The following is a 19038-nucleotide window of genomic DNA, read 5'->3' as shown; positions in this document are numbered from 1 at the left end:
ATGTTTGACACAGCTAAAATAGCCCCGTCCCAAATTGACTACCCTGGCGTTGGGGATACCATGGTGACACCCTAGCGAAAGGATGTTTCATGGCACATGTCGATGACCAGCGTGTGGCGCGCGTGCTCGATGCGCTCGAGGCTCAGCACCCCGGCGCGCAGCTGCTCGTAAACGACCCGTGGTCGATCTATTACCTGACCGGCTTTTATGCCGATATGTTCGAGCGTTTTTGCGGCGTGCTGCTCGCGCGCGATGCCGAGCCGGTGATCTTAGTCAACGCCCTGCATCAGCTGCCCGAGTACGACAATGCCCGCGTGGCCTACCACAACGACACCGACGTCGTGACCGACGCCATCGCTCGCGAGGTCAATCCATCCAAGCCCCTCGGCATCGATACCGTAATGTGCTCCGGCTTTTTGCTGCCCCTTATGGATCGTTACGCCGCAAGCGAGTTCTTCCTGGGCGACTTTGCCGTCACCGCAGCACGCACCCACAAGGATGCCACCGAGCAGGAGCTCATGCGCGTGTCCTCCGCCGCCAACGACGCCGTGATGGCCGATGCCATCAAACTCGTCCACGAAGGCGTGACGGAGCGCGAAATCGCCGACCAGATGCTCGGCCTGTACCGCAATCACGGCTGCGAGGGCTTTAGCTTTCCGCCCATCGTGAGCTTTGGCGCCAACGCCGGCGACCCGCACCACGAGCCCGACGACACCGTACTCAAGCGCGGCGACGTGGTGCTGTTCGACATTGGTGGACGTCGCCGCAACTACTGCTCGGACATGACGCGCACGTTCTTTTGGGGCGAGCCGGACGAGGAGACCGCGCGCATCTACGACATCGTGCGCCGCGCCAACGAGGCCGCCGAGGCGCTCATCGCGCCGGGCGTGCGTATGTGCGACCTGGACCGTGCCGCACGCGACGTGATTGAGGATGCGGGCTACGGCAAGTACTTTACGCACCGCCTGGGCCACTCGATCGGCCTGCAGGACCACGAGCCGGGCGACGTTTCCCTTGTCAACGAGCAGGTCGTAGAGCCGGGCATGACGTTCTCTATCGAGCCGGGCATCTACCTCCCCGGCCGCACCGGCGTCCGCATCGAAGACCTTGCCTTGGTTACCGAATCCGGCGTCGAGATTCTCAACGCCTACCCCCACGATCCAGTCCGCCTAGACTAGCCCCTTCCCAATAGCCCCTCAATAAGTTGCGGTGGAATAGTTCCCAGATGGGCCCACGTAGGCAAAATCCAGGAACTATTTCACCGCAACTGCCAAGGGGCCAAGTCGATCAATTTGAAAGCCTAGAGCTGCGCCACGAAAGCGGGCCATCTACTACGTTTAACCCGCATGGGTCGACCATGCGGGTCTTTTTTGAAAATCTGCAAGCCTTCTACCTGCGGTTTTAATTTCACAAGTCTCGGCGTGGTCGGGGGTATCCGGTCAAACGTAGTAGATAGGCCCATTTCGTGGCAAGCATGTCAATTCGGGGCCCCGTCCCAAATTGGCTACCCGGCAAATGGGGCTAGCGCAGCAGCCCCGCTACTTCGCCGGCTAGAGTGATTGTGCCGGCGGCTACGAAGGGCTCGCCTGCGGCCTCGAAAGCTGCAAGGGCCTCGGATACACTGGGGTATACGCCCGCGAGCTTGTCGGCATCCACCAGGGCAGCGAGCTCCTCTGCCGGCAGGGCGCGATCAGAATCGGTCTGCGTTACGACTACACGCGGGAAGGCCGGGATCAGCACGTCAACGATACCCGCCACGTCCTTGTCGGCCAGCGCGGCACACAGCAGCGTGGGGCGATTCTCTACACACGGGTCGATCTCATCCAGTGCGCTCACAAAGTTCTCGCAGCTCTGAGGGTTATGGCAGGCATCAATCAGCTTGAGCGGATCGGTTCCCAGCACATCAAAGCGACCCGGCGTGGGGCAGCCCATAAGCGAAGCGTCGAGCTTTTCATGGTCGAGCTCGCGGCCAAGATAGCCCTCACACAGCATAATCGCGCACGCGGCATTCTGCGGCTGATAGGCCGGCTTGACCATGCTCGACGTATAAATCGCGCGCGGCGTGGTGCAGCTAAACTCAACCGTATCGCCCACATGCGCCGGCACCTTGGTCGTGGCGTGGCTCACCACGAGCGGCACGACGCCGCACTCGCGGCAACGGGCATCCATCACGCGCTGAACGCTCGACTCGTGCGTGCCCTCGCCTAAAACAACCAGGCGTCCGGGCTTAATGACCGCAGCCTTCTCCCCCGCAATGGCCTCGAGCGTGTCACCCAGGATGCGCGTGTGGTCGAGCCCGATGCCCGTAATGGCAACGGCGACGGGATCGGTCGCACTCGTGGCGTCCCAACGGCCGCCCATGCCAACCTCGAGCACAGCAACATCTACCGCGGCCTCGGCAAACACCACCAGTGCGGCAGCCGTCAGCAGGTCAAACGGCGTGATGGTATAGGCGCGCTCCCCCGCCGCCACACGACGGGCATTCACGCGATGCCCCGCCTCGACGGCGGCAGAAACGCCACGGGCAAAGGCCTCGTCGCTCACAACGCGCCCATCGACCTCCATGCGCTCGGGATAGCGCACAAGCTGTGGCGACGTATACAGCGCGGTCTTTAACCCCTCACCACGAAGGATGGCAGCCGAAAAACGCGTGGTCGAAGTCTTGCCATTGGTACCGGCAACCTGAATGCAATCGAAATGCTCGTCCGGACGTCCCAACTCATCGAGCATATCGACAACCGTCTCAAGCAAAGGACCAGCATCCCCAGAAATCCGCCCCGTGTCGGCAGCAAGCCCCACAGCCTCATTAAACGAAAGCAAATCAAACTCAAAAGGAACGGTATACAAGCCAGAACGCTTAGGCATTTTTAGAACCGCCATTCATAGATAAATAAAACAGTATAGGTTGAGGATAGTCAGCGAAAACGCCTCTGATGAGCCAAGGTGCCGTGAAACAAGGGCGCATAGGGCTTATGCCCATGCGCCCGAAGTTGAACGGCAGATTGGCCATCAGAGGCGTTTGCAGCGTCGAGTCAGCCGCCGTTCGTTAGAACGGCGGAATAGGTGTCCGCAGTAGCGAGCAAAGCCCCAAACCGCGTCCCCCAGTACCGCTTACGAGAAGTCAGCAACCTGAGCAGTCAGCGCCGCAAGGATCTCCTTGAGCTCAGCTGCACGGTCCCTCTTCTTCTGGACCACCGCGGGCGCGGCCTTAGCCACAAAGCCCTCGTTGGCCAGCGTCTTCTCGCAGCCGGCGAGCTCCTTCTGGGCCGCGGCAATCTCCTTCTCCAGGCGCGCCTTCTCGGCCGAAAGGTCAACCTTGCCCTCGAGCACCACAAAGACCTCGACGCCGCTGTCGACCACGGCAATGCTCGCGGCCGGCTTCTCAACGTCAGTGCCCATGACCAGCGAGGCGGTGTTCGCCAGCGGCTCAATCGTGGAGCGCAGGCTCTCGAGCTTCTCGATGTCCTCGGCACCGGCGCGCACGACCACGTCGAGCTCGGCCTTGGGGCTCAAGCGGTAGCGCGAACGCGTGGCGCGAGCAGCGGAAACGACAGTGCGGCACAGCTCAAACGCGCGCTCAGCATCCTCGTCGACGTACTTGGCGTAGTCGACGGGCTCGGGCCACTTGGCGATCATAAGCGCCTCGGCGCGGTCCACGTTGCCCTCGGCGTCCAGGTCGAGCACGCTCGCCGGCATGTTGTCCCAGATCTCCTCGGTGACAAACGGCATGAGCGGATGCATCAGGCGAATGGAGGTGTCGAGCACAAAGATCAGGTTGCGCTGAGCCTGCAGACGGCCCTCGCCCTTCAGGCGGGCCTTGGTGACCTCGACGTACCAGTCGCAGACCTCGTTCCAGAAGAACTGCTGCACGCCGCGGGCCATGTCGCCAAAGGTGTACTGCTCGATACCCTCGGTGACCATCTTCACGGCCTTGGCCAGGCGGCTGAACATCCAAGCGTCGGCCGGCGTCTCCACGACGGGCTCGCCGGGCGTGTAGCCCTCCATGTTCATGAGCAGGAAGCGGCTGGCGTTCCAGATCTTGGTCACAAACGACTTGGCCTGGTCGGTACGCGGGCTGTCGATAAGCTTCTTGGTCTTCTTATCGATGTTCGCGTCAAACTTGACGTCCTGGTTGTTGGTGCAGAGCGTCAGCAGGTTATAGCGCATCGCGTCGGCGCCGTACATGCCGATGAGGTCCATGGGGTCAACGCCGTTACCCTTGGACTTGGACATGCGGCTGCCGTCCTTGGCAAGGATCGTCGGGTAGATGACGACGTCCTTAAACGGCACCTCGTCCAGGAAGTACAGCGAGCTCATGACCATGCGGGCGACCCACAGCGCGATGATGTCGCGTGCGGTGACGAGCGCCGTCGTGGGGTGATGGCCCTCGAGCAGCTCCGGCTTTTGCGGCCAGCCCTGCGTGGCGAAGGTCCACAGCTGCGAGCTGAACCAGGTGTCCAGCACGTTCTCGTCCTGATGGACGTGATGGCCGCCGCACTTGGGGCACACGTCGGTGTCCTCGGTGAGGGCGTCCTCCCAGCCGCAGTCCTCGCAGTAGAACACGGGGATGCGGTGGCCCCACCACAGCTGGCGGCTGATGCACCAGTCCTTGAGGTTCTCCATCCAGGTGGTGTAGGTCTGCGTCCAGCGCGCGGGGTGGAAGGTGACCTTGCCGGAGTTGACGGCGTCGAGTGCCGGCCCCTTGAGCTTGTCGACGGCCACAAACCACTGCTCGGACAGCCACGGCTCCAGAGCGGAGTCGCAACGGTAGCAGTGCATGACGGAGTGGTCGAGTTCCTCGACATGATCGAGCAGGTCGTGCTCTTCGAACCACTTGATGACGGCTTCGCGGCACTCGTCGCGGTTCATGCCGGTGAACTCGCCGTAGCCCTCGACGACCACCGCGTGCTCGTCGAAGATGTTGATCTGCGGCAGGTCGTGGGCCTGACCCATGGCGTAGTCGTTGGGGTCGTGGGCCGGGGTGACCTTGACAAAGCCGGAGCCAAAGTTGGCGTCGACGTGCCAATCCTCAAAGATGGGGATCTCGCGGTCGACGATGGGGAGCTTGACGGTCTTGCCCACAAAGGCGGCCTTCTCGGGGTCCTTCGGGGAGACGGCAACGCCCGTGTCGCCGAGCATGGTCTCGGGACGCGTGGTGGCGACGACGATGTAGTCCTGGCCGTCGACCGGCTCGGTCAGCGGGTAGCGCAGGTGCCACAGATGGCCCTTCTCGTCCTTGTACTCGGCCTCGTCGTCCGAGATAGCGGTGGTGCAGTTGGGACACCAGTTGACGATGCGCTTGCCGCGGTAGATCAGGCCGTCGTGGTACCAGTCGCAGAACACCTTGCGCACGGCCTGGGCGTAGTCCTCGTCCATGGTAAAGCGCTCGTTATCAAAGTCGACGGAGCAGCCCATGCGCTTGATCTGCTCGACGATGATGCCGCCGTACTCGTGGGTCCAGTCCCAGCAGGCGTCGACAAACTTGTCGCGGCCAATCTCCAGGCGGCTGATGCCCTCGCTCTTGAGCTTCTTGTCGACCTTGGTCTGCGTGGCAATACCGGCGTGGTCGGTGCCCAGCACCCAGCGCGTGGACTTGCCGCGCATGCGGGCCATACGGATGATGGCGTCCTGGATGGAGTCGTCGGTGGCGTGACCCATGTGGAGCTTGCCGGTCACGTTGGGAGGCGGAATGGTGACGGTGCAGTCGCCCACGCCCTCGCGGCGCTTGTAGTAGCCGCCGTCGAGCCACTTCTGTAGGATCGCCGGCTCGTTGGTCGACGGATCGTAATTCTTGGGCATCTCTTCCATATATCTCTCCCTGTCCCGCCGGGGAGGAATGTAGGCCCGATTTTCGCTCGGTCAAGTCCTGGCTCGCACGAAGAACACATTAAGTGTTCTTCGGCTCGTGCGGAATCTACGAAAATCGGGCCTACATTCCTCCCCTTAGGTATCGATTACTTCAGTCTGATATGACTTCGCTGAGGCTTAAACAAACACACAGAATAACACAGGTAGTTGGGGTTATTGCGTATATATAAAATAGCCTCCGACCGCGGATGGTCGGAGGCTATTTGCAAGCACGTTTTTGTCAGGTTTACCCGTAGATGCGTCGGGGCTGTTCTTCGCCCTTTACGGCAGCTTCGGTTACGATGACCTTGGCGACGCCCTCCTCGCTGGGGAGGTCGAACATCGTCTGCTGCAGCACGTCTTCGCAGATGGCGCGCAGGCCGCGGGCGCCGGTCTTGCGGGCAAGCGCCATGCGGGCGATCTCGTGCAGGGCCGCGTCCTCAAACTCAAGATCGACGTCCTCGAGCTGGAACATCTTACGGTACTGGCGCACCACGGCATTCTTTGGCTCGGTCAGGATCGACACCAGGTCGTCCTCGTCGAGCGCCTGCGTCTGGGTAACGACGGGCGTACGTCCCACGAACTCGGGGATCATGCCGAATGCATTGAGGTCCTGCGGGAGTACCTGGCGCAGCAGGTCGTTCTCGTCGACCGAGGTGGGGCCGGCGATCTCGGAGTTAAAGCCCACGCCCTTGTTGCCCACGCGATCGGCGATGATCTTATCCAGACCCACAAAGGCACCGCCGCAGATAAACAGGATGTTGGTCGTGTCGATCTGCAGCAGCTCCTGCTGGGGATGCTTGCGGCCGCCGGTGGGCGGAACGCTGGCCACCGTGCCCTCAAGAATCTTAAGCAGCGCCTGCTGAACACCCTCGCCCGAAACATCGCGGGTAATGGAGAGGTTCTCAGCCTTGCGGGCAATCTTGTCGATCTCGTCAACGTAGATGATGCCAACCTGTGCGCGCTCAATGTCGCCATCGGCAGCATTAATGAGCTTGAGTAGGATGTTCTCCACGTCCTCGCCCACATAGCCGGCCTCGGTGAGCGCGGTGGCATCGGCGATAGCAAACGGCACCTCAAGAATGCGCGCGAGCGTCTGGGCCAGCAGGGTCTTGCCGGTACCGGTGGGACCGAGCAGCAGGATGTTGGACTTGGCGAGCTCTACCTCGTCCATATCGTCATCGAACTGCGAGCCCATGTCGTCATCAAAGGCAGACACCGCAGCGCCGCCCTCAATCACGCGGCGATAGTGGTTGTACACGGCCACCGACATGGCGCGCTTGGCGTCCTCCTGACCCATAACATAGGCCGAAAGCTCGTCATAGATCTCGTGCGGCGTCGGCACGTGCGTGATGACCTGGCGATCGTCCTCGAGCTCAAAACCCTCGGTCTCGGGGTCCGCGGCGGGCTGGGATGCAGCCTGGCCGTGGTCGTTAAGGAAGCCCGGCAGCTTGCCGTTGCGGGCAGCGTCCATAAAGTCCGAAGCCAGCGACTCCTCAAGGATCTCGGAACAGGCGGCGACGCACTCGTCACAGATAAAGATGTTGGTCGGGCCCTTTACGAGGCGACGGACCTGGCCCTGCTCTTTTCCGCAGAAGGAGCAGCGGATGGGATTGCCGTTCTCGTCAAAGTTGTCCTGCATGTTTCCTGCCATCCTAGGCATCCTTCGCGGCAAGATCGCGCGAGGTGACGATACGGTCGATCAGACCGTAGTCGAGGGCCTCGGCAGCCGTGAGGTAGTTGTCGCGCTCGGTATCGGCCTGGACCTTCTCGATGGGCTGGCCCGAGGCGTCGGACAGGATCTGGTTGAGCTCGCGACGGGTCTTCTTGATCTCCTCGGCAACGATCTCAATCTCGGTCTGCTGACCCTGGGCACCGCCGCTGGGCTGGTGAATCATGACCTTGGAGTGCGGCAGGCAGAAGCGCTTGCCCTTGGCGCCGGCTGAAAGCAGCACGGCAGCCATAGACGCGGCCATACCGACGCAGATGGTGGAGACCTGCGGCTTGATGAAGTTCATGGTGTCAAGAATCGCCAGGCCAGAGTAAACCTCGCCACCGGGCGAATTGATGTAGAGCGAGATATCCTTCTCGGCATCCTGGCTCTCAAGATGCAGCAGCTGGGCAACGACCAGGTTGGCGCTGACGGAGTTGATCTCCTCGCCCAAGAAGATGATGCGATCGTTGAGCAGGCGCGAATAGATATCGTAGCTGCGCTCGCCGCGCGGCGTCTGCTCGATAACGTATGGCACGAGGGCGGAATCGAACTTAGCGATCATACGCATCTCCATTTCTCTCTTGCGGACCAAATTGGTTCTAGATAAACGTACGGTGCCCGCATGCTATGCATTGGCTGGCACCGTACGAAGCAACCGGATAACCGGCTATTAACTTTACCCCATCACGGGCACATACATGCGCTCGCGGGCAAGGTGGCGAGAATTACTCGGCGTCCTTGGCGGTCTCGTCGACCTCGGTCACCTTGGCGTTCTCGACCAGGTGGTCGACGACCTTGGAGCGACGGATGGACTCGCGGACGGCAGGCATGCGGCCATCGGCGATGAACTCGGCCTTGGAAGCCTCGACGTCCTTGACGCCGGCCTTCTCGAACTCGGCGTTGATGTCGTCCTCGGAGACCTCAATCTTGAGCTCACGGGCGAGGGCGTCCAGAGCCAGGGACTCACGGGCAACGTCGTCGGCCTGCTTATGCAGGTCGCCGATGAACTGCTCCATGGTCAGACCGGAAGCGGGCAGCCAGGTGTCGAGCGTCATGCCGCGGGCAGCGAGGTTGGACAGGAAGTTCTGGCCAAGCTCCTCAAAGACGGACTGCTCGTAGTCGGCGTCCATCTCGTCGAGCTGCAGACGCTCGGCGAGAGCGGAGACGCAACGGTTCTCCTTCTCGGCCGGCAGGCGGGAAGCCTTGTCCTGCTCAATCTCAATCTTGATGGCGTCGCGCATGGCGTCGATGCTGTCGAAGCCAAAGTCGGACTTGACGAGCTCGTCGGTGAGCTCGGGGGTGTTGCGGACCTTGATACCCTTGACGGTGACCTCGACGGTGTGGGTCTCGGCCTCCTCGCCCTCCTCGGCCTCGTCGGTCCAGGTGACGGTCTTGACGTCGTCGACGTTAGCGCCGATCAGGGCCTCGTTGAACTCCTTGGGGTTGCTGTCGCTACCGGCGATGAGCATGCGGCCCTCGGCAGCGAAGTTGTCGGCGTTCTCGACGGCCTTGAGGTCGACGGTAACGTAGTCCTCGGCCTCGACGGCACGGCCCTCGACGTCCTCGAAGGTAGCACGGTAGTTGAGGAGCATCTCGACCTGGTTGTTAATCTCGGACTCGGTGACCTCCGCAGGGGGCATCTCGATCTCGACAGCGTCGAAGGAGGAGAGCTCGGCAGCAGGACGCAGGGAGAACTCGACGGTGTAGGTGTAGTCCTCGTGATCCTTGGCGAGGTCAAGCTCCTTGTAGTCACCGTTCTTGGTGGGGACGATGTCCAGCTCGTTGAGGACGGCGGGCTCGTTGGCGGCGATCAGGTCGTTGGTGGCCTGAGCGAGGGTAGCCTCGGCGCCAAGAGCAGAGTCGATAACCGGACGGGGAGCCTTACCGGCGCGGAAGCCCGGGAAGCGGTACTTCTTGGCGGTGTCCTTGTAAGCCTTCTTGATCGCGGCGTCGACGTCGGCGGCCGGGATGGTGACCGTAGCGGTGAGCTTGGCGTCCTTGACGTCAGAAGCGGTGATGTTCAACACGTTCCTCCTCATACTGCCCAGCTTATCTGAGGTGCTGGTACCTTTATGCAACAAAGAGTCGCGACGGCCAGGGCCGACGCAGATGCGTTGGTGCGGGCGAAAGGACTCGAACCTTCACGGGAATCCCACCAGAACCTAAATCTGGCGCGTCTACCAATTCCGCCACGCCCGCATGAACGCACAGACTAGGAATGATAGCAGATACGAGCGACAAGCGCACGCACACGTTTTACAGGCTCACGACCTCACCACGAGTGCAAAAGGCGGGTCGAGTTGCCCCGCCCCGCCAATTACGACTTGTTTGCCGACCCGCTACTCCCCCAGCAGGGCCTTCTCGGGCGTGATGGGCAGTGAGCGGACCTGGTGGCCGGTGGCGTGCGCCACGGCCGAGGCCACGGCGGCGAGCGGCGTGTTGATGACGACCTCGCCGATCGACTTGGCGCCAAACGGGCCCGTCGGCTCGTAGCTCGGCTCAAAGGCCACGCGAATGCTGCCGATATCCAGGCGCGTAGGCAGCTTGTAGCTCATAAAGTTGCCGGTGCGCAGGCGACCGCGGTCGTCATGCTCGACGATCTCGTAGAGCGCGTGACCGATGCCCTGGGCAATGCCGCCCTCGGCCTGGACGCGCGCGAGCGCCTCGTTGATCACGGTGCCGCAATCGACGGCAGCGGCGTAATCCACCACGGTCACCTTGCCGGTGGCCTTGTCAACCTCGACCTCGGCAATGCCGGCCATAAACGGCGGGGGCGAAACGGGCAGGCAGGCAGAGGCGTGCGAGGTCAGCGCGTCGCCGCCCGCGATGTTCTTGACGCACAGGTTGGCAAAGTCGCGCAGCGTGAGGTAGCGGTTCTGCTCGCGCGCGGCGCGCTCGTCGGACAGACGCACGTACTGGCCGTCGAAGACCACGTCGGCGGCGTCAACGTCCCACATCTGAGCGGCCTTGGCGCAAATCTTCTCGCGCAGCTCGGTCGCGGCGTTCTTGGCGGCAAGGCCCGTCACGTAGGTACCAGAGCTCGCGTACGAGCCGGCGTCGAACGGCGACACGTCGGTGTCCACGCCGCGCACCACGATCAGCGAGCTCTCCACGCCCAGCTCCTCGGCGGCAATCTGCGCCAGGATCGTGTCGACACCCATGCCGTTATCGGTGGCGCCGGTCGAAAGCGTAATGAAGCCGTCCTCTTCCAGGCGCATGTCGATGCCGGCGATGTCAACGTTGGAGATGCCCGAGCCCTGCATGGTGAGCGCACAGCCCAGAGCACGCACGCGATCGCCCAGGTCAATGGCCAGCGGCTTGTCGCGCCAGCCGATCATGTCCATCGCGCGCAGCAGGCAGCGGTCGAGCGCGCAGGCGTTGAGCTTCTCGTTGTAGTACTGCGGCATGATCTCGCCCTCGCGCACGATGTTCTTAAGGCGCAGGTCGGCGGGGTCCATGTGCAGCATGTCGGCGAGCTCGTTGACGGCGCTCTCCACGGCAAACTGGCCCTGGGTGGCACCGTAGCCGCGATACGCGCCGCCGCGGTTGGTGTTGGTGTAGACGGCGTCCCAGCTAAAGCGGCTCGCCTTCACATGGTTGTAGATAGGCAGGCTCTTGTGGCCCGAGAGGCCGATCGTCGTGGTGGCGTGCTCGCCATACGCACCGGCGTTGGACAGCGTGTGCAGATCGATGGCCGTGATGGTGCCGTCGTTCATGGCGCCCAACTTGACGGTCATCTGCATCTGGTGGCGCGAGTTGCCCGCTGTGATGGTCTCCTCACGGGTGTAGCAGCAGTAGCTCGGACGGCCGGTCTGCTGCGTCACAAACGCAACGAAGATCTCGCAGCAGCCCGTCTGCTTGGAGCCAAAGCCACCGCCGATGCGCGGCTTAATGACCTGCACCTGCGACTGCGGAATATCGAGCGACTGAGCGACCATGCGGCGCACGTGGAAGGGCACCTGCGTAGAGGTGGTCACCGAGATGCGCCCAAACGCGTCGGTCGTCGCGAAGGCGCGGAAGGTCTCCATGGGCGCGGTCTGCGTGGCCTGGCTGGTGTAGGTGCGCTCAAAGACGATATCGCTCTGGGCGAAGGCCTCGTCAAGGTCGCCAAAATCGCTGGTACCGCTGCACACCAGGTTGCGCGGGACATCGCCGCCCTGCGGGAACATAAAGGTCACGTCGCCCTCGGGGTGGACCACGATGTCGTTATCGAGTGCCTTGGTAAAGTCGAGCAGCGGCTCGAGCACCTCGTAGTCGACCTTGATGAGCTTGAGTGCCTTATCGGCGGCCTCCTCGGTTTCGGCGGCAACGATCGCCACCTCCTCGTTTTGGTAGCGCACGAGGTTCTCGAGGATCAGACGGTCGTAGGGACTCGGCTGCGGATAGCTCTGACCGGCGATGGTAAAGCGGCGCTTGGGCACGTCCTCGTAAGTGTAAACGCCCACGACGCCGGGCACCTTCAGGGCGCGCGACGTATCGATGGAGCGGATCTTGGCGCGGGCATAGGGGCTGCGCTTGAGTTTGACGATCAGGGCGCCGGCGGGCACCATATCGCCCGTGTAGACGGGACGGCCCTCGAGCAGCGCCTTCGAGTCCTTCTTGGGCTGCTTATGGGTGATCTGCTTGTACGAGACACCGTCGCAGCTGGTGTCGTTGACCGGCAGCTCGGGCATCTCAAAGCCCACCTGCACGCCGGACTCGTTGAGGAAGCGGACAATGGCGCGCAGCTGGCTCTCGTAGCCGCTGCAACGGCAGAGGTTGCCGGCGAGCTGGCGCGACAGCTCCTCGCGCGTGGCGACGAGGCTCGGGTCCTCCTTGGCGGCGCGGGCAAGCGCCAGCACGTTCATGATGAGGCCGGGAGCGCAAAAACCGCACTGCTCGGCACCTTCGGCAGCCATGGCGCGGGCAAGCGCCTCGGACTCAGCCTTGAGACCCTCGAGCGTGGTGATGGTATGGCCCTCGACGCGCGCGGCGGGAACCGAGCAGCTCAGCACCGGGTAGCCGTCGAGCCACACCGTGCACAGGCCGCAGTTGGTGGTCTCGCAGGCGCAGCGCACCGACGCGCAACCCTGCTCACGCAAAAGCGAAAAGAGCATGGTATCGGGGGCAATCTGAACCTTGACCTTGCGGCCGTTGAGCGTAAAGGAAAGATCGATGAATTTGGCAGCCATTAGCGCACCTCGCTAGAATCGACGCCGGGCACGCGGCGGCAGGAATACTCGTCCGTGGCAAACTTAGGGACCTGCACGGTCTCGAGCTCGCGGGCAAGCGCGGCCGAAAGCTCGATGCCGGCGGCGCGGCGCACGGCCTGGACGGCGAGCGGGGCAGAGATGCGACGGCGGTAGTCGGCCGAGCCCCACAGGTTGGTTCCGTAGCTCAGGGCACGCACGGATGCAGCAAGGGCGCGAAGCTCGTCCTCGGAAGGCCGCTCGTTGGTAAGGCCGCACGCCACGCCCTGCAGCAGGGTCGCGCGCAGCGGGCGGGCGCCCACGGTGACGTGCCAAGTGTTGTTCCACCAGGCGGCGGTGACGTTCAACGAGGGGAAGTCGGTCGCGGCCTTGCGCACGGCCTCGTAGCTCGCACGGTACTCGTGTTTAACGACCACGATGTGCTCGATCACGTCGCGCACGTAGCCCATCCGCACGAACTCCGCGAGCGGCACGCGGCCGGCGCCCGTCAGCTCAACATACGAATCGAGCGCCAGGAACGCCGAGAGAACGTCCGAGAAGCCAAAGCGGCCGTAGATGCTGCCGCCCACCGTGGCGGTATTGCGCAGCTGCACGCCCACGATGTCGTGGACGGCGAACTCAAAGACATTGTTGACAAGCGCGTTGAGCCCGGCATGACGCTCGAGCTGGCGCAGGGTGCACATGGCACCGATGCGAAACTCGGTCTCGGTCTCCTCGATCTGATCGAGTCCGCAGGCCGAAAGGTCAATCGCCGTCGCCACGCGACGCGAACCCAGACGCATCCAAATGCCACCGCCCACAATCTTGTTGTTGCGGTTTTTCTGCAAGAGCTCATAGGCTTCGGCCGCGTTTCCAACACGGACGTAGGTACCGAACTTGAGCACGTTCTCCCCCATCTCTTTACTTGTCCAGTACCTCTAAGTGTACCAAACGAGGGCGCACGACCCTCACCACCATAGAAAAAGGCTCCCGGCAGGAATTGCCGGGAGCCTTAAGCGCATCAGCTGGTGCTGTGCGGAGTTATGTCGAGCAAAGGATTAGCAGACGCCCTGGGCAAGCATAGCGTCGGCAACCTTCAAGAAGCCGGCGATGTTGGCGCCCATGACAAAGTTGCCCTCCTGGCCATACTCCTTGGCGGTATCGTCCACGTTGTGGAACATGCCGCGCATGAGCTGCTCGAGCTTGCCGTCGACCTCCTCGAAGGTCCAGGACAGGTGCTCGGCGTTCTGGCTCATCTCCAGGCCGGACACGAGCACGCCGCCGGCGTTGGCAGCCTTACCGGGCATAAAGGCGACGCCGTTCTCCTGGAAGTAGGTCGTGGCCTCGATGGTCGTGGGCATGTTCGCGCCCTCGCCGACCACTTTGCAGCCGTTGGCGACGAGCGCCTGGGCGTCCTCGAGCAGCAGCGTGTTCTCGCGAGCGCAGGGCAGCGCGATATCGCAGGGCAGCTGCCACATGCCGCGGCCGTCGCCCTCGTGCCACACGGCGTTGGGCTTCTCATCAACGTACATGGCGAGCGTGACGCCCTTGTCGTGGCCAGAGCGCTTCTTGTTGTAGACGTGCTCGAGCACGGAGTAGTCGATGCCGTCGGGATCCTCGACCCAGCCGTGGGTATCGGAGCAGGCAAGCACCTTGCCGCCGAGCTGGGAAACCTTCTGGACGGCGTAGATGGCGACGTTGCCCGAACCGTGAACGACGACGTTCTTGCCCTCGAAGGAGTCGCCGCGGCTCTTGAGGTACTCGTCCACAAAGTAGACCAGGCCGTAGCCGGTGGCCTCAGTACGGGCGAGCGAGCCGCCAAAGGAGAGGCCCTTGCCGGTAAGGACGCCGGTCCACTCGTTGGTCAGGCGCTTGTACTGACCGAACAGGTAGGCAACCTCGCGGCCGCCAACGCCCAGGTCGCCGGCGGGAACGTCGGTGTTGGGGCCGATGTGACGATAGAGCTCGGTCATGAAGGACTGGCAGAAGTGCATGATCTCGTTGTTGGACTTGCCCTTGGGGTCAAAGTCGGAACCGCCCTTGCCGCCGCCCATGGGAAGGGTGGTCAGGCTGTTCTTGAGGATCTGCTCCAGGCCCAGGAACTTGAGCATGCCCAGGGTGACCGTCGGGTTAAAGCGCAGGCCGCCCTTGTAGGGTCCAATGGCAGAGTTGAACTCGACGCGGTAACCGCGGTTGACCTGGACCTTGCCCTGGTCGTCGACCCAGGGAACACGGAACATGACGATGCGCTCGGGCTCGACAAGGCGCTCCAGTAGGGCGGCCTCCTCGTACTCGGGGTGGGCGTCGAGCGCCGGCTGGATGGTGCCGAGGATCTCGGTCGCGGCCTGGATGAACTCAGGCTGCTCGGGATAGCGGGCCTTGAGCTCGTCGAGAACTTTCTGCGTGTAGCTCATGCTTCCTCCAATTGATGGAAAAGAAAGGTGTCGTTCGCGGCGCCCCATGCGCCGCGAGCTTTATCGAGTATGGATAATATCGCACTGTTGCAGCAAAGTTTCGCATAAGCCGACGAGCAGATGTTTCGTTTTGATTACGATGCAGGTAGAAGCGTTTTTGAGCACCCGACGTACAAATCGCGTGTTTCGAAGCTGTTTCGTCCACATGGTCCATACCACCACAAAGAGGACAGGCACCTTTGTGGTGGTTGGCAGGATGCGTTGGCGGGAACGTATGTGAATCGAACACATCCAAGACGTTTTGCACGCCTCACAACGGTTTTGAGGACCGCGGGGCCCACCGGAGCCCATCCGTTCCCAAACGTGGCGGTATTTTACCAAACCCAACAGACCACAACCGAAAAGAGCGATGCGGAAACCGCTAACGCAGCGATCTCAGACCGCCGGACTCCTTGTCGAGTACTGTAAAGCGCACGGCATCCAGGTGCTCCAAGATGCTAATGGTTCGTTTGCGCGACACGCCCAGGGCTTCGCGCAGCACACTCGTGGTGGCGGCGCCGCCAGCAGCCTCGATAGCCGTCGCAACAACCTCACGCGCATGGGCCTCGGCAGCGGCGGACAAGGCAACGTCGCGCTCGACCTTAACGATCGAGTGGTTGAGCGAAAGCTCGCGCAGTGCACGCGTCATGGTGTCGCGATCGAGCTGCAACTGTTCGCTCACCTCGGGAAGCGTCGGCGCATTAAGACCGGCCTCATCCAGCAGGGCCACGATACGCTGGCCAGCCTCGCGCACCACGCGTATCGCCGCGGCGGCGGAATGCGGGTCGAACACCTCGGCACCGTCGACGGCGCACACGCCACGTGCACAGCCCTCGGCAATAAGTGCCATCGCGACATCGTTACCGGCGCCCGGCCAAGCCGCGTGCGCGACCGCACCGGACGTAAAGCCGATCTCCTTGGGAGCCGCCGCGTGCATGGAGGACAAGGCCGCAGCCAGCACATCCATTGCAGCATCGAGAGCCGAGGCATCTGCGTAGAGCACCGCACCGCCCGCAGCAAGCTCGCACACGGCAGCCTGGTCCACAAGCCCACGCAAAACGATCTCGACCTCGCCGGTAACAAGATCGAGCGCTGCGGCAACACCGGCAGCAGCAACAGGCAGCGTTTGCAGCGCCAGCCACGCGTGTACGCCGTCCGCGACATCTCCGGACTCAAGCGCCGCATACAACGCGCGCTCCCCCGCCGACAGGACCCGCGCGCGGCGACAGCGCGATAGCAGGACGCGTCCGCCGCCAAGCAGCGAAATCGGCGAATACGACAGAATGACGGCATGATCGCCGGCGCGCAACGGCAGCGGCCGTTCCAGGCGCACCTGCACCACACGCGTCTCGCCGACCGCAATAGGCGGCTCGTCGTCTAAAAGCATAATGCGGCCGAGCACCTCAGCCGTGCCCGCCATAACGTGCACGCGTGTACCCGAAGCAAGAACGCCGGCTCGCACGCCATCGCGCCCCACATATGTCAGTTGCATCAAAAAGCGCAGCGTCTGGCCCACGCGACCCTCGACGCCGAGCATCTCGCCGCGCTTGAGGCCCGCCACGCCATCGCCCACCAGGTTCAGGGCGACGCGCTGGCCGGGAACCGCGCACTGGGTATCCCCGTGAACCTGCACCCCGCGCACGCGACAGCGCGTTTGCGACGGCAGCGCAACGAGCTCATCGCTAACCGAAACGGGACCGTCGTGCAGCGTACCCGTCACGACGGTTCCGGTGCCGCGGATGCTAAAGCAACGGTCGATGGGAAGACGGGGCGCGGCGCCCGAGCCAGCGGTCGCCTCCAGATGCTCCGACCAGCACGAACAAACCGTGTTATCGAGCGTCGTAAGCAGCTCGTCCAGGCCCTCGCCCGTCTTGGAGGACACCGGCACTATAGAGGCACCCGCAAACACGGTCCCGTCCAGAAACGCCTCGACATCGAGCTCCGCCAGCGCGGCAATCTCGTGGTCGGCCAAATCGCGCATCGTGAGTGCGACGACCATGCGCGTCACACCCAACAGCTCCAGAACCCGAACGTGCTCGCGGGTCTGCGGCATCACGCCCTCAACGGCCGAAACCGCCAGCAACGCAACGTCCACGCCGGTGGCGCCCTGCACCATGGCGCGCAGATAGTGCGCATGCCCGGGTACGTCGACCAAGCCGACAAGCTTGCCGCTGGGAAGCTCGAGCTCGCCAAAGCCGAGCTCAGTGGTCATGCCTCGGCGCCGTTCGACCTCCAGACGGTCGGGATTTTTGCCGGTCAGCGCCTCGATAAGGGCCGACTTTCCGTGGTCGACGTGTCCTGCCGTTCCGACGATAACGGGACATTCGACAAGCTCGCGCGCGGTCATCGACGCAAACCTGCCCGCACGGCATCCGCCAACGCAGACGCACACAGGTCAAGGTCGGTGTCGCGCAAAAGCGTGCGAACGTCAAAAAGCACCTGGTCGTGCCGCACGCGCGTCACAACCGGCGTATCGGGCTCCTGTACCATAGCGCGCTTTAGGCCATCGGCGGATAGACGCCCATCGACGGGACAGACGGCAACGCAAAAAGTTGGGAGCTCGACGGTCGGCAGCGAACCGCCGCCCGGAGCAGACACGCCCTCGACAACCTGCAGCTCCACCGCCTCCTCACACTGAGACTCGCGAAGCTTGCGCAGCATGCGGTCATGCAGGCGCTTGGCCTGACGCTCGAGCGGAGCCGGCGCGCCGGAAAGCATGTTGAGCACCGGGATCTCCCGATGCGCTGTATCGGATCCGGTCACATACAGGCGCAAAGTGGCCTCGAGCGCCGCGAGCGTGAGCTTGCCGGGGCGAAGCGCGCGCATAAGCGGATGCGAGGCACAGGCGGCGATTACCTGGGCGCTACCGAGAATAATGCCCGCTTGCGAGGCGCCGAGCAGCTTGTCGCCCGAGCACGAGACGACGTCAACGCCGGCGCAAAGCGAGGCGGACGTGGGCTTCTCCCCAGCATCGACGAGCACCTCATCTGTAAGCAAAGCGCCCGAGCCCTGGTCCTCGTACAGTAACAGCCCGTGCTCATGCGCCAGCGCAGAAAGCTCCGCCGCGGAAACCTCCTCGTGGAAACCCTCGATACGGTAGTTAGAAGGATGAACTTTCAAGATCATCGCCGTATTGGGCGTAATGGCGCTTCGGTAATCATCCAGATGCGTGCGGTTGGTGGAGCCCACCTCGACAAGCTTGGCACCCGAAGCCGCCATGATATCGGGAATGCGGAAGCTGCCGCCCACCTCGACAAGCTCGCCACGGCTCACGATGACCTCTTTGCCGCTTGCATGCGCGGCAAGCACCAGCAGCACCGCCGCGGCGTTGTTGTTGACAACCAGGGCGTCCTGCGCCCCCGTGAGCGTGCGCAGCAGACGCGCGGCATGCTCTTTGCGGCCCCCACGGGCACAGGTCGCGACGTCATACTCAAGCGTGCTGTAGCCGCGGGCGACATCGGCCACCGCCTGCACCGCTGCGGGAGCAAGCGGAGCACGGCCCAGATTGGTGTGAATCACAACGCCCGACGCGTTGACGGCAGGGCGCAGGGTCGGCAGCGACAGTCGGTGGCACCGCTGCTCGATGGCCAAGGCGAGCTCGCGCTTATTCCTAGCGGGGACGCCAGAGCGAATCGCCTCGCGCTCGGCATCGAGCTCGGCATCAATCGCCTCGCGCACAATCATGTCGCCCGCATCGCCGGCAGCCTTCATGACCGGCCACTCGGCCAGCAGCTCGTGAACGGCGGGAATGGAGCGCAGGCGGTCGCGCACCTCGGCAGGCATGGATTCGCAGTCGCTCATGGAAAGCCTTTCGACATGTTCAATAAAAAGCGGGTCCCCTTTGTCGTCAGCAGCA

11 protein-coding genes, 2 tRNA genes and 1 pseudogene are annotated in these 19038 nt (G+C 63.0%); 1 reads left to right on the top strand and 13 read right to left on the bottom strand.

Annotation, left to right across the window (positions count from 1 at the left end; translation table 11 throughout):
- Window positions 1-89 precede the first annotated feature (89 nt).
- Complete coding sequence (locus tag DWX39_RS06905; RefSeq protein WP_117758985.1) at window positions 90-1178, top strand: Xaa-Pro peptidase family protein; 1089 nt, start codon at window positions 90-92, stop codon at window positions 1176-1178.
- A gap of 343 nt (window positions 1179-1521) precedes the next feature.
- On the opposite strand, the gene DWX39_RS06900 is transcribed toward DWX39_RS06905, so the two are convergent.
- The 13 genes and pseudogenes from DWX39_RS06900 to selA all read right to left on the bottom strand — a co-directional run bounded on the left by DWX39_RS06900 (window position 1522) and on the right by selA (window position 18983).
- Window positions 1522-2865 (bottom strand): folylpolyglutamate synthase/dihydrofolate synthase family protein, encoded by a 1344-nt coding sequence (locus DWX39_RS06900; RefSeq protein WP_117758984.1) that lies wholly within the window; start codon window positions 2863-2865, stop codon window positions 1522-1524.
- 246 nt (window positions 2866-3111) lie between these two features.
- Window positions 3112-5808, bottom strand: coding sequence for a valine--tRNA ligase (locus DWX39_RS06895; protein ID WP_117758983.1), 2697 nt, complete (start codon window positions 5806-5808; stop codon window positions 3112-3114).
- Between the two features lie 286 nt (window positions 5809-6094).
- Window positions 6095-7501, bottom strand: a complete 1407-nt coding sequence (gene clpX, locus DWX39_RS06890) for an ATP-dependent Clp protease ATP-binding subunit ClpX (RefSeq protein ID WP_117758982.1) — start codon at window positions 7499-7501, stop codon at window positions 6095-6097.
- 1 nt (window position 7502) lies between these two features.
- The gene (locus DWX39_RS06885; RefSeq protein ID WP_022095182.1) at window positions 7503-8123 is read right to left on the bottom strand and encodes an ATP-dependent Clp protease proteolytic subunit; all 621 of its coding nucleotides are present in this window, start codon (window positions 8121-8123) and stop codon (window positions 7503-7505) included.
- Between the two features lie 163 nt (window positions 8124-8286).
- Window positions 8287-9588: a trigger factor gene (gene tig, locus DWX39_RS06880; protein ID WP_233508902.1), complete on the bottom strand. Its 1302-nt coding sequence runs from the start codon at window positions 9586-9588 to the stop codon at window positions 8287-8289.
- Between the two features lie 88 nt (window positions 9589-9676).
- A tRNA-Leu gene (locus tag DWX39_RS06875) sits at window positions 9677-9760 on the bottom strand.
- A 140-nt stretch (window positions 9761-9900) separates the two neighbouring features.
- On the bottom strand, window positions 9901-12111 hold the full coding sequence (locus DWX39_RS06870; RefSeq protein ID WP_369832166.1) for a xanthine dehydrogenase family protein molybdopterin-binding subunit: 2211 nt from the start codon (window positions 12109-12111) through the stop codon (window positions 9901-9903).
- 177 nt (window positions 12112-12288) lie between these two features.
- Window positions 12289-12657 (bottom strand): annotated as a pseudogene (locus DWX39_RS11365) ((2Fe-2S)-binding protein); the annotation flags it as partial.
- Window positions 12658-12731: 74 nt separating this feature from the next.
- A complete protein-coding gene (locus tag DWX39_RS06865) occupies window positions 12732-13634 on the bottom strand; it encodes a xanthine dehydrogenase family protein subunit M (protein ID WP_199411458.1) in 903 nt (300 codons plus the stop codon).
- A 153-nt stretch (window positions 13635-13787) separates the two neighbouring features.
- Entirely contained in the window at window positions 13788-15143 is a 1356-nt protein-coding gene (gene gdhA / locus DWX39_RS06860; RefSeq protein WP_117758978.1) for an NADP-specific glutamate dehydrogenase, read from the bottom strand.
- A 262-nt stretch (window positions 15144-15405) separates the two neighbouring features.
- Window positions 15406-15502: transfer RNA gene (locus DWX39_RS11025), tRNA-Sec, on the bottom strand.
- Window positions 15503-15564: 62 nt separating this feature from the next.
- Window positions 15565-17529 carry a selenocysteine-specific translation elongation factor gene (gene selB, locus DWX39_RS06855; RefSeq protein WP_117758977.1) on the bottom strand — a complete coding sequence of 655 codons (1965 nt, stop codon included), beginning with the start codon at window positions 17527-17529 and terminating at the stop codon, window positions 15565-15567.
- Window positions 17526-18983, bottom strand: coding sequence for an L-seryl-tRNA(Sec) selenium transferase (gene selA, locus DWX39_RS06850; RefSeq protein ID WP_158558628.1), 1458 nt, complete (start codon window positions 18981-18983; stop codon window positions 17526-17528). The genes selB and selA overlap by 4 nt, the downstream gene beginning before the upstream one ends.
- Between the last annotated feature and the right edge of the window lie 55 nt (window positions 18984-19038).

The sequence above is a fragment of the Collinsella sp. AF19-1LB genome (assembly GCF_003459655.1).
In the GTDB taxonomy this organism is placed as follows: domain Bacteria; phylum Actinomycetota; class Coriobacteriia; order Coriobacteriales; family Coriobacteriaceae; genus Collinsella.
The sequence above is the reverse complement of the archived record's forward strand: the minus strand, read 5'-3'. Positions and strand labels throughout refer to the sequence as shown.

Bases quoted from the DNA above. Each gene is read 5' to 3' on its own strand.
- selB (WP_117758977.1), bottom strand. From the start codon at position 17,529: ATGACCGCGCGCGAGCTTGTCGAATGTCCCGTTATCGTCGGAACGGCA.
- DWX39_RS06895 (WP_117758983.1), bottom strand. From the start codon at position 5,808: ATGGAAGAGATGCCCAAGAATTACGATCCGTCGACCAACGAGCCGGCG.
- DWX39_RS06900 (WP_117758984.1), bottom strand. From the start codon at position 2,865: ATGCCTAAGCGTTCTGGCTTGTATACCGTTCCTTTTGAGTTTGATTTG.
- gdhA (WP_117758978.1), bottom strand. From the start codon at position 15,143: ATGAGCTACACGCAGAAAGTTCTCGACGAGCTCAAGGCCCGCTATCCC.
- selA (WP_158558628.1), bottom strand. From the start codon at position 18,983: ATGAGCGACTGCGAATCCATGCCTGCCGAGGTGCGCGACCGCCTGCGC.
- DWX39_RS06870 (WP_369832166.1), bottom strand. From the start codon at position 12,111: ATGGTGCCCGCCGGCGCCCTGATCGTCAAACTCAAGCGCAGCCCCTAT.
- DWX39_RS06905 (WP_117758985.1), top strand. From the start codon at position 90: ATGGCACATGTCGATGACCAGCGTGTGGCGCGCGTGCTCGATGCGCTC.
- clpX (WP_117758982.1), bottom strand. From the start codon at position 7,501: ATGGCAGGAAACATGCAGGACAACTTTGACGAGAACGGCAATCCCATC.
- DWX39_RS06885 (WP_022095182.1), bottom strand. From the start codon at position 8,123: ATGATCGCTAAGTTCGATTCCGCCCTCGTGCCATACGTTATCGAGCAG.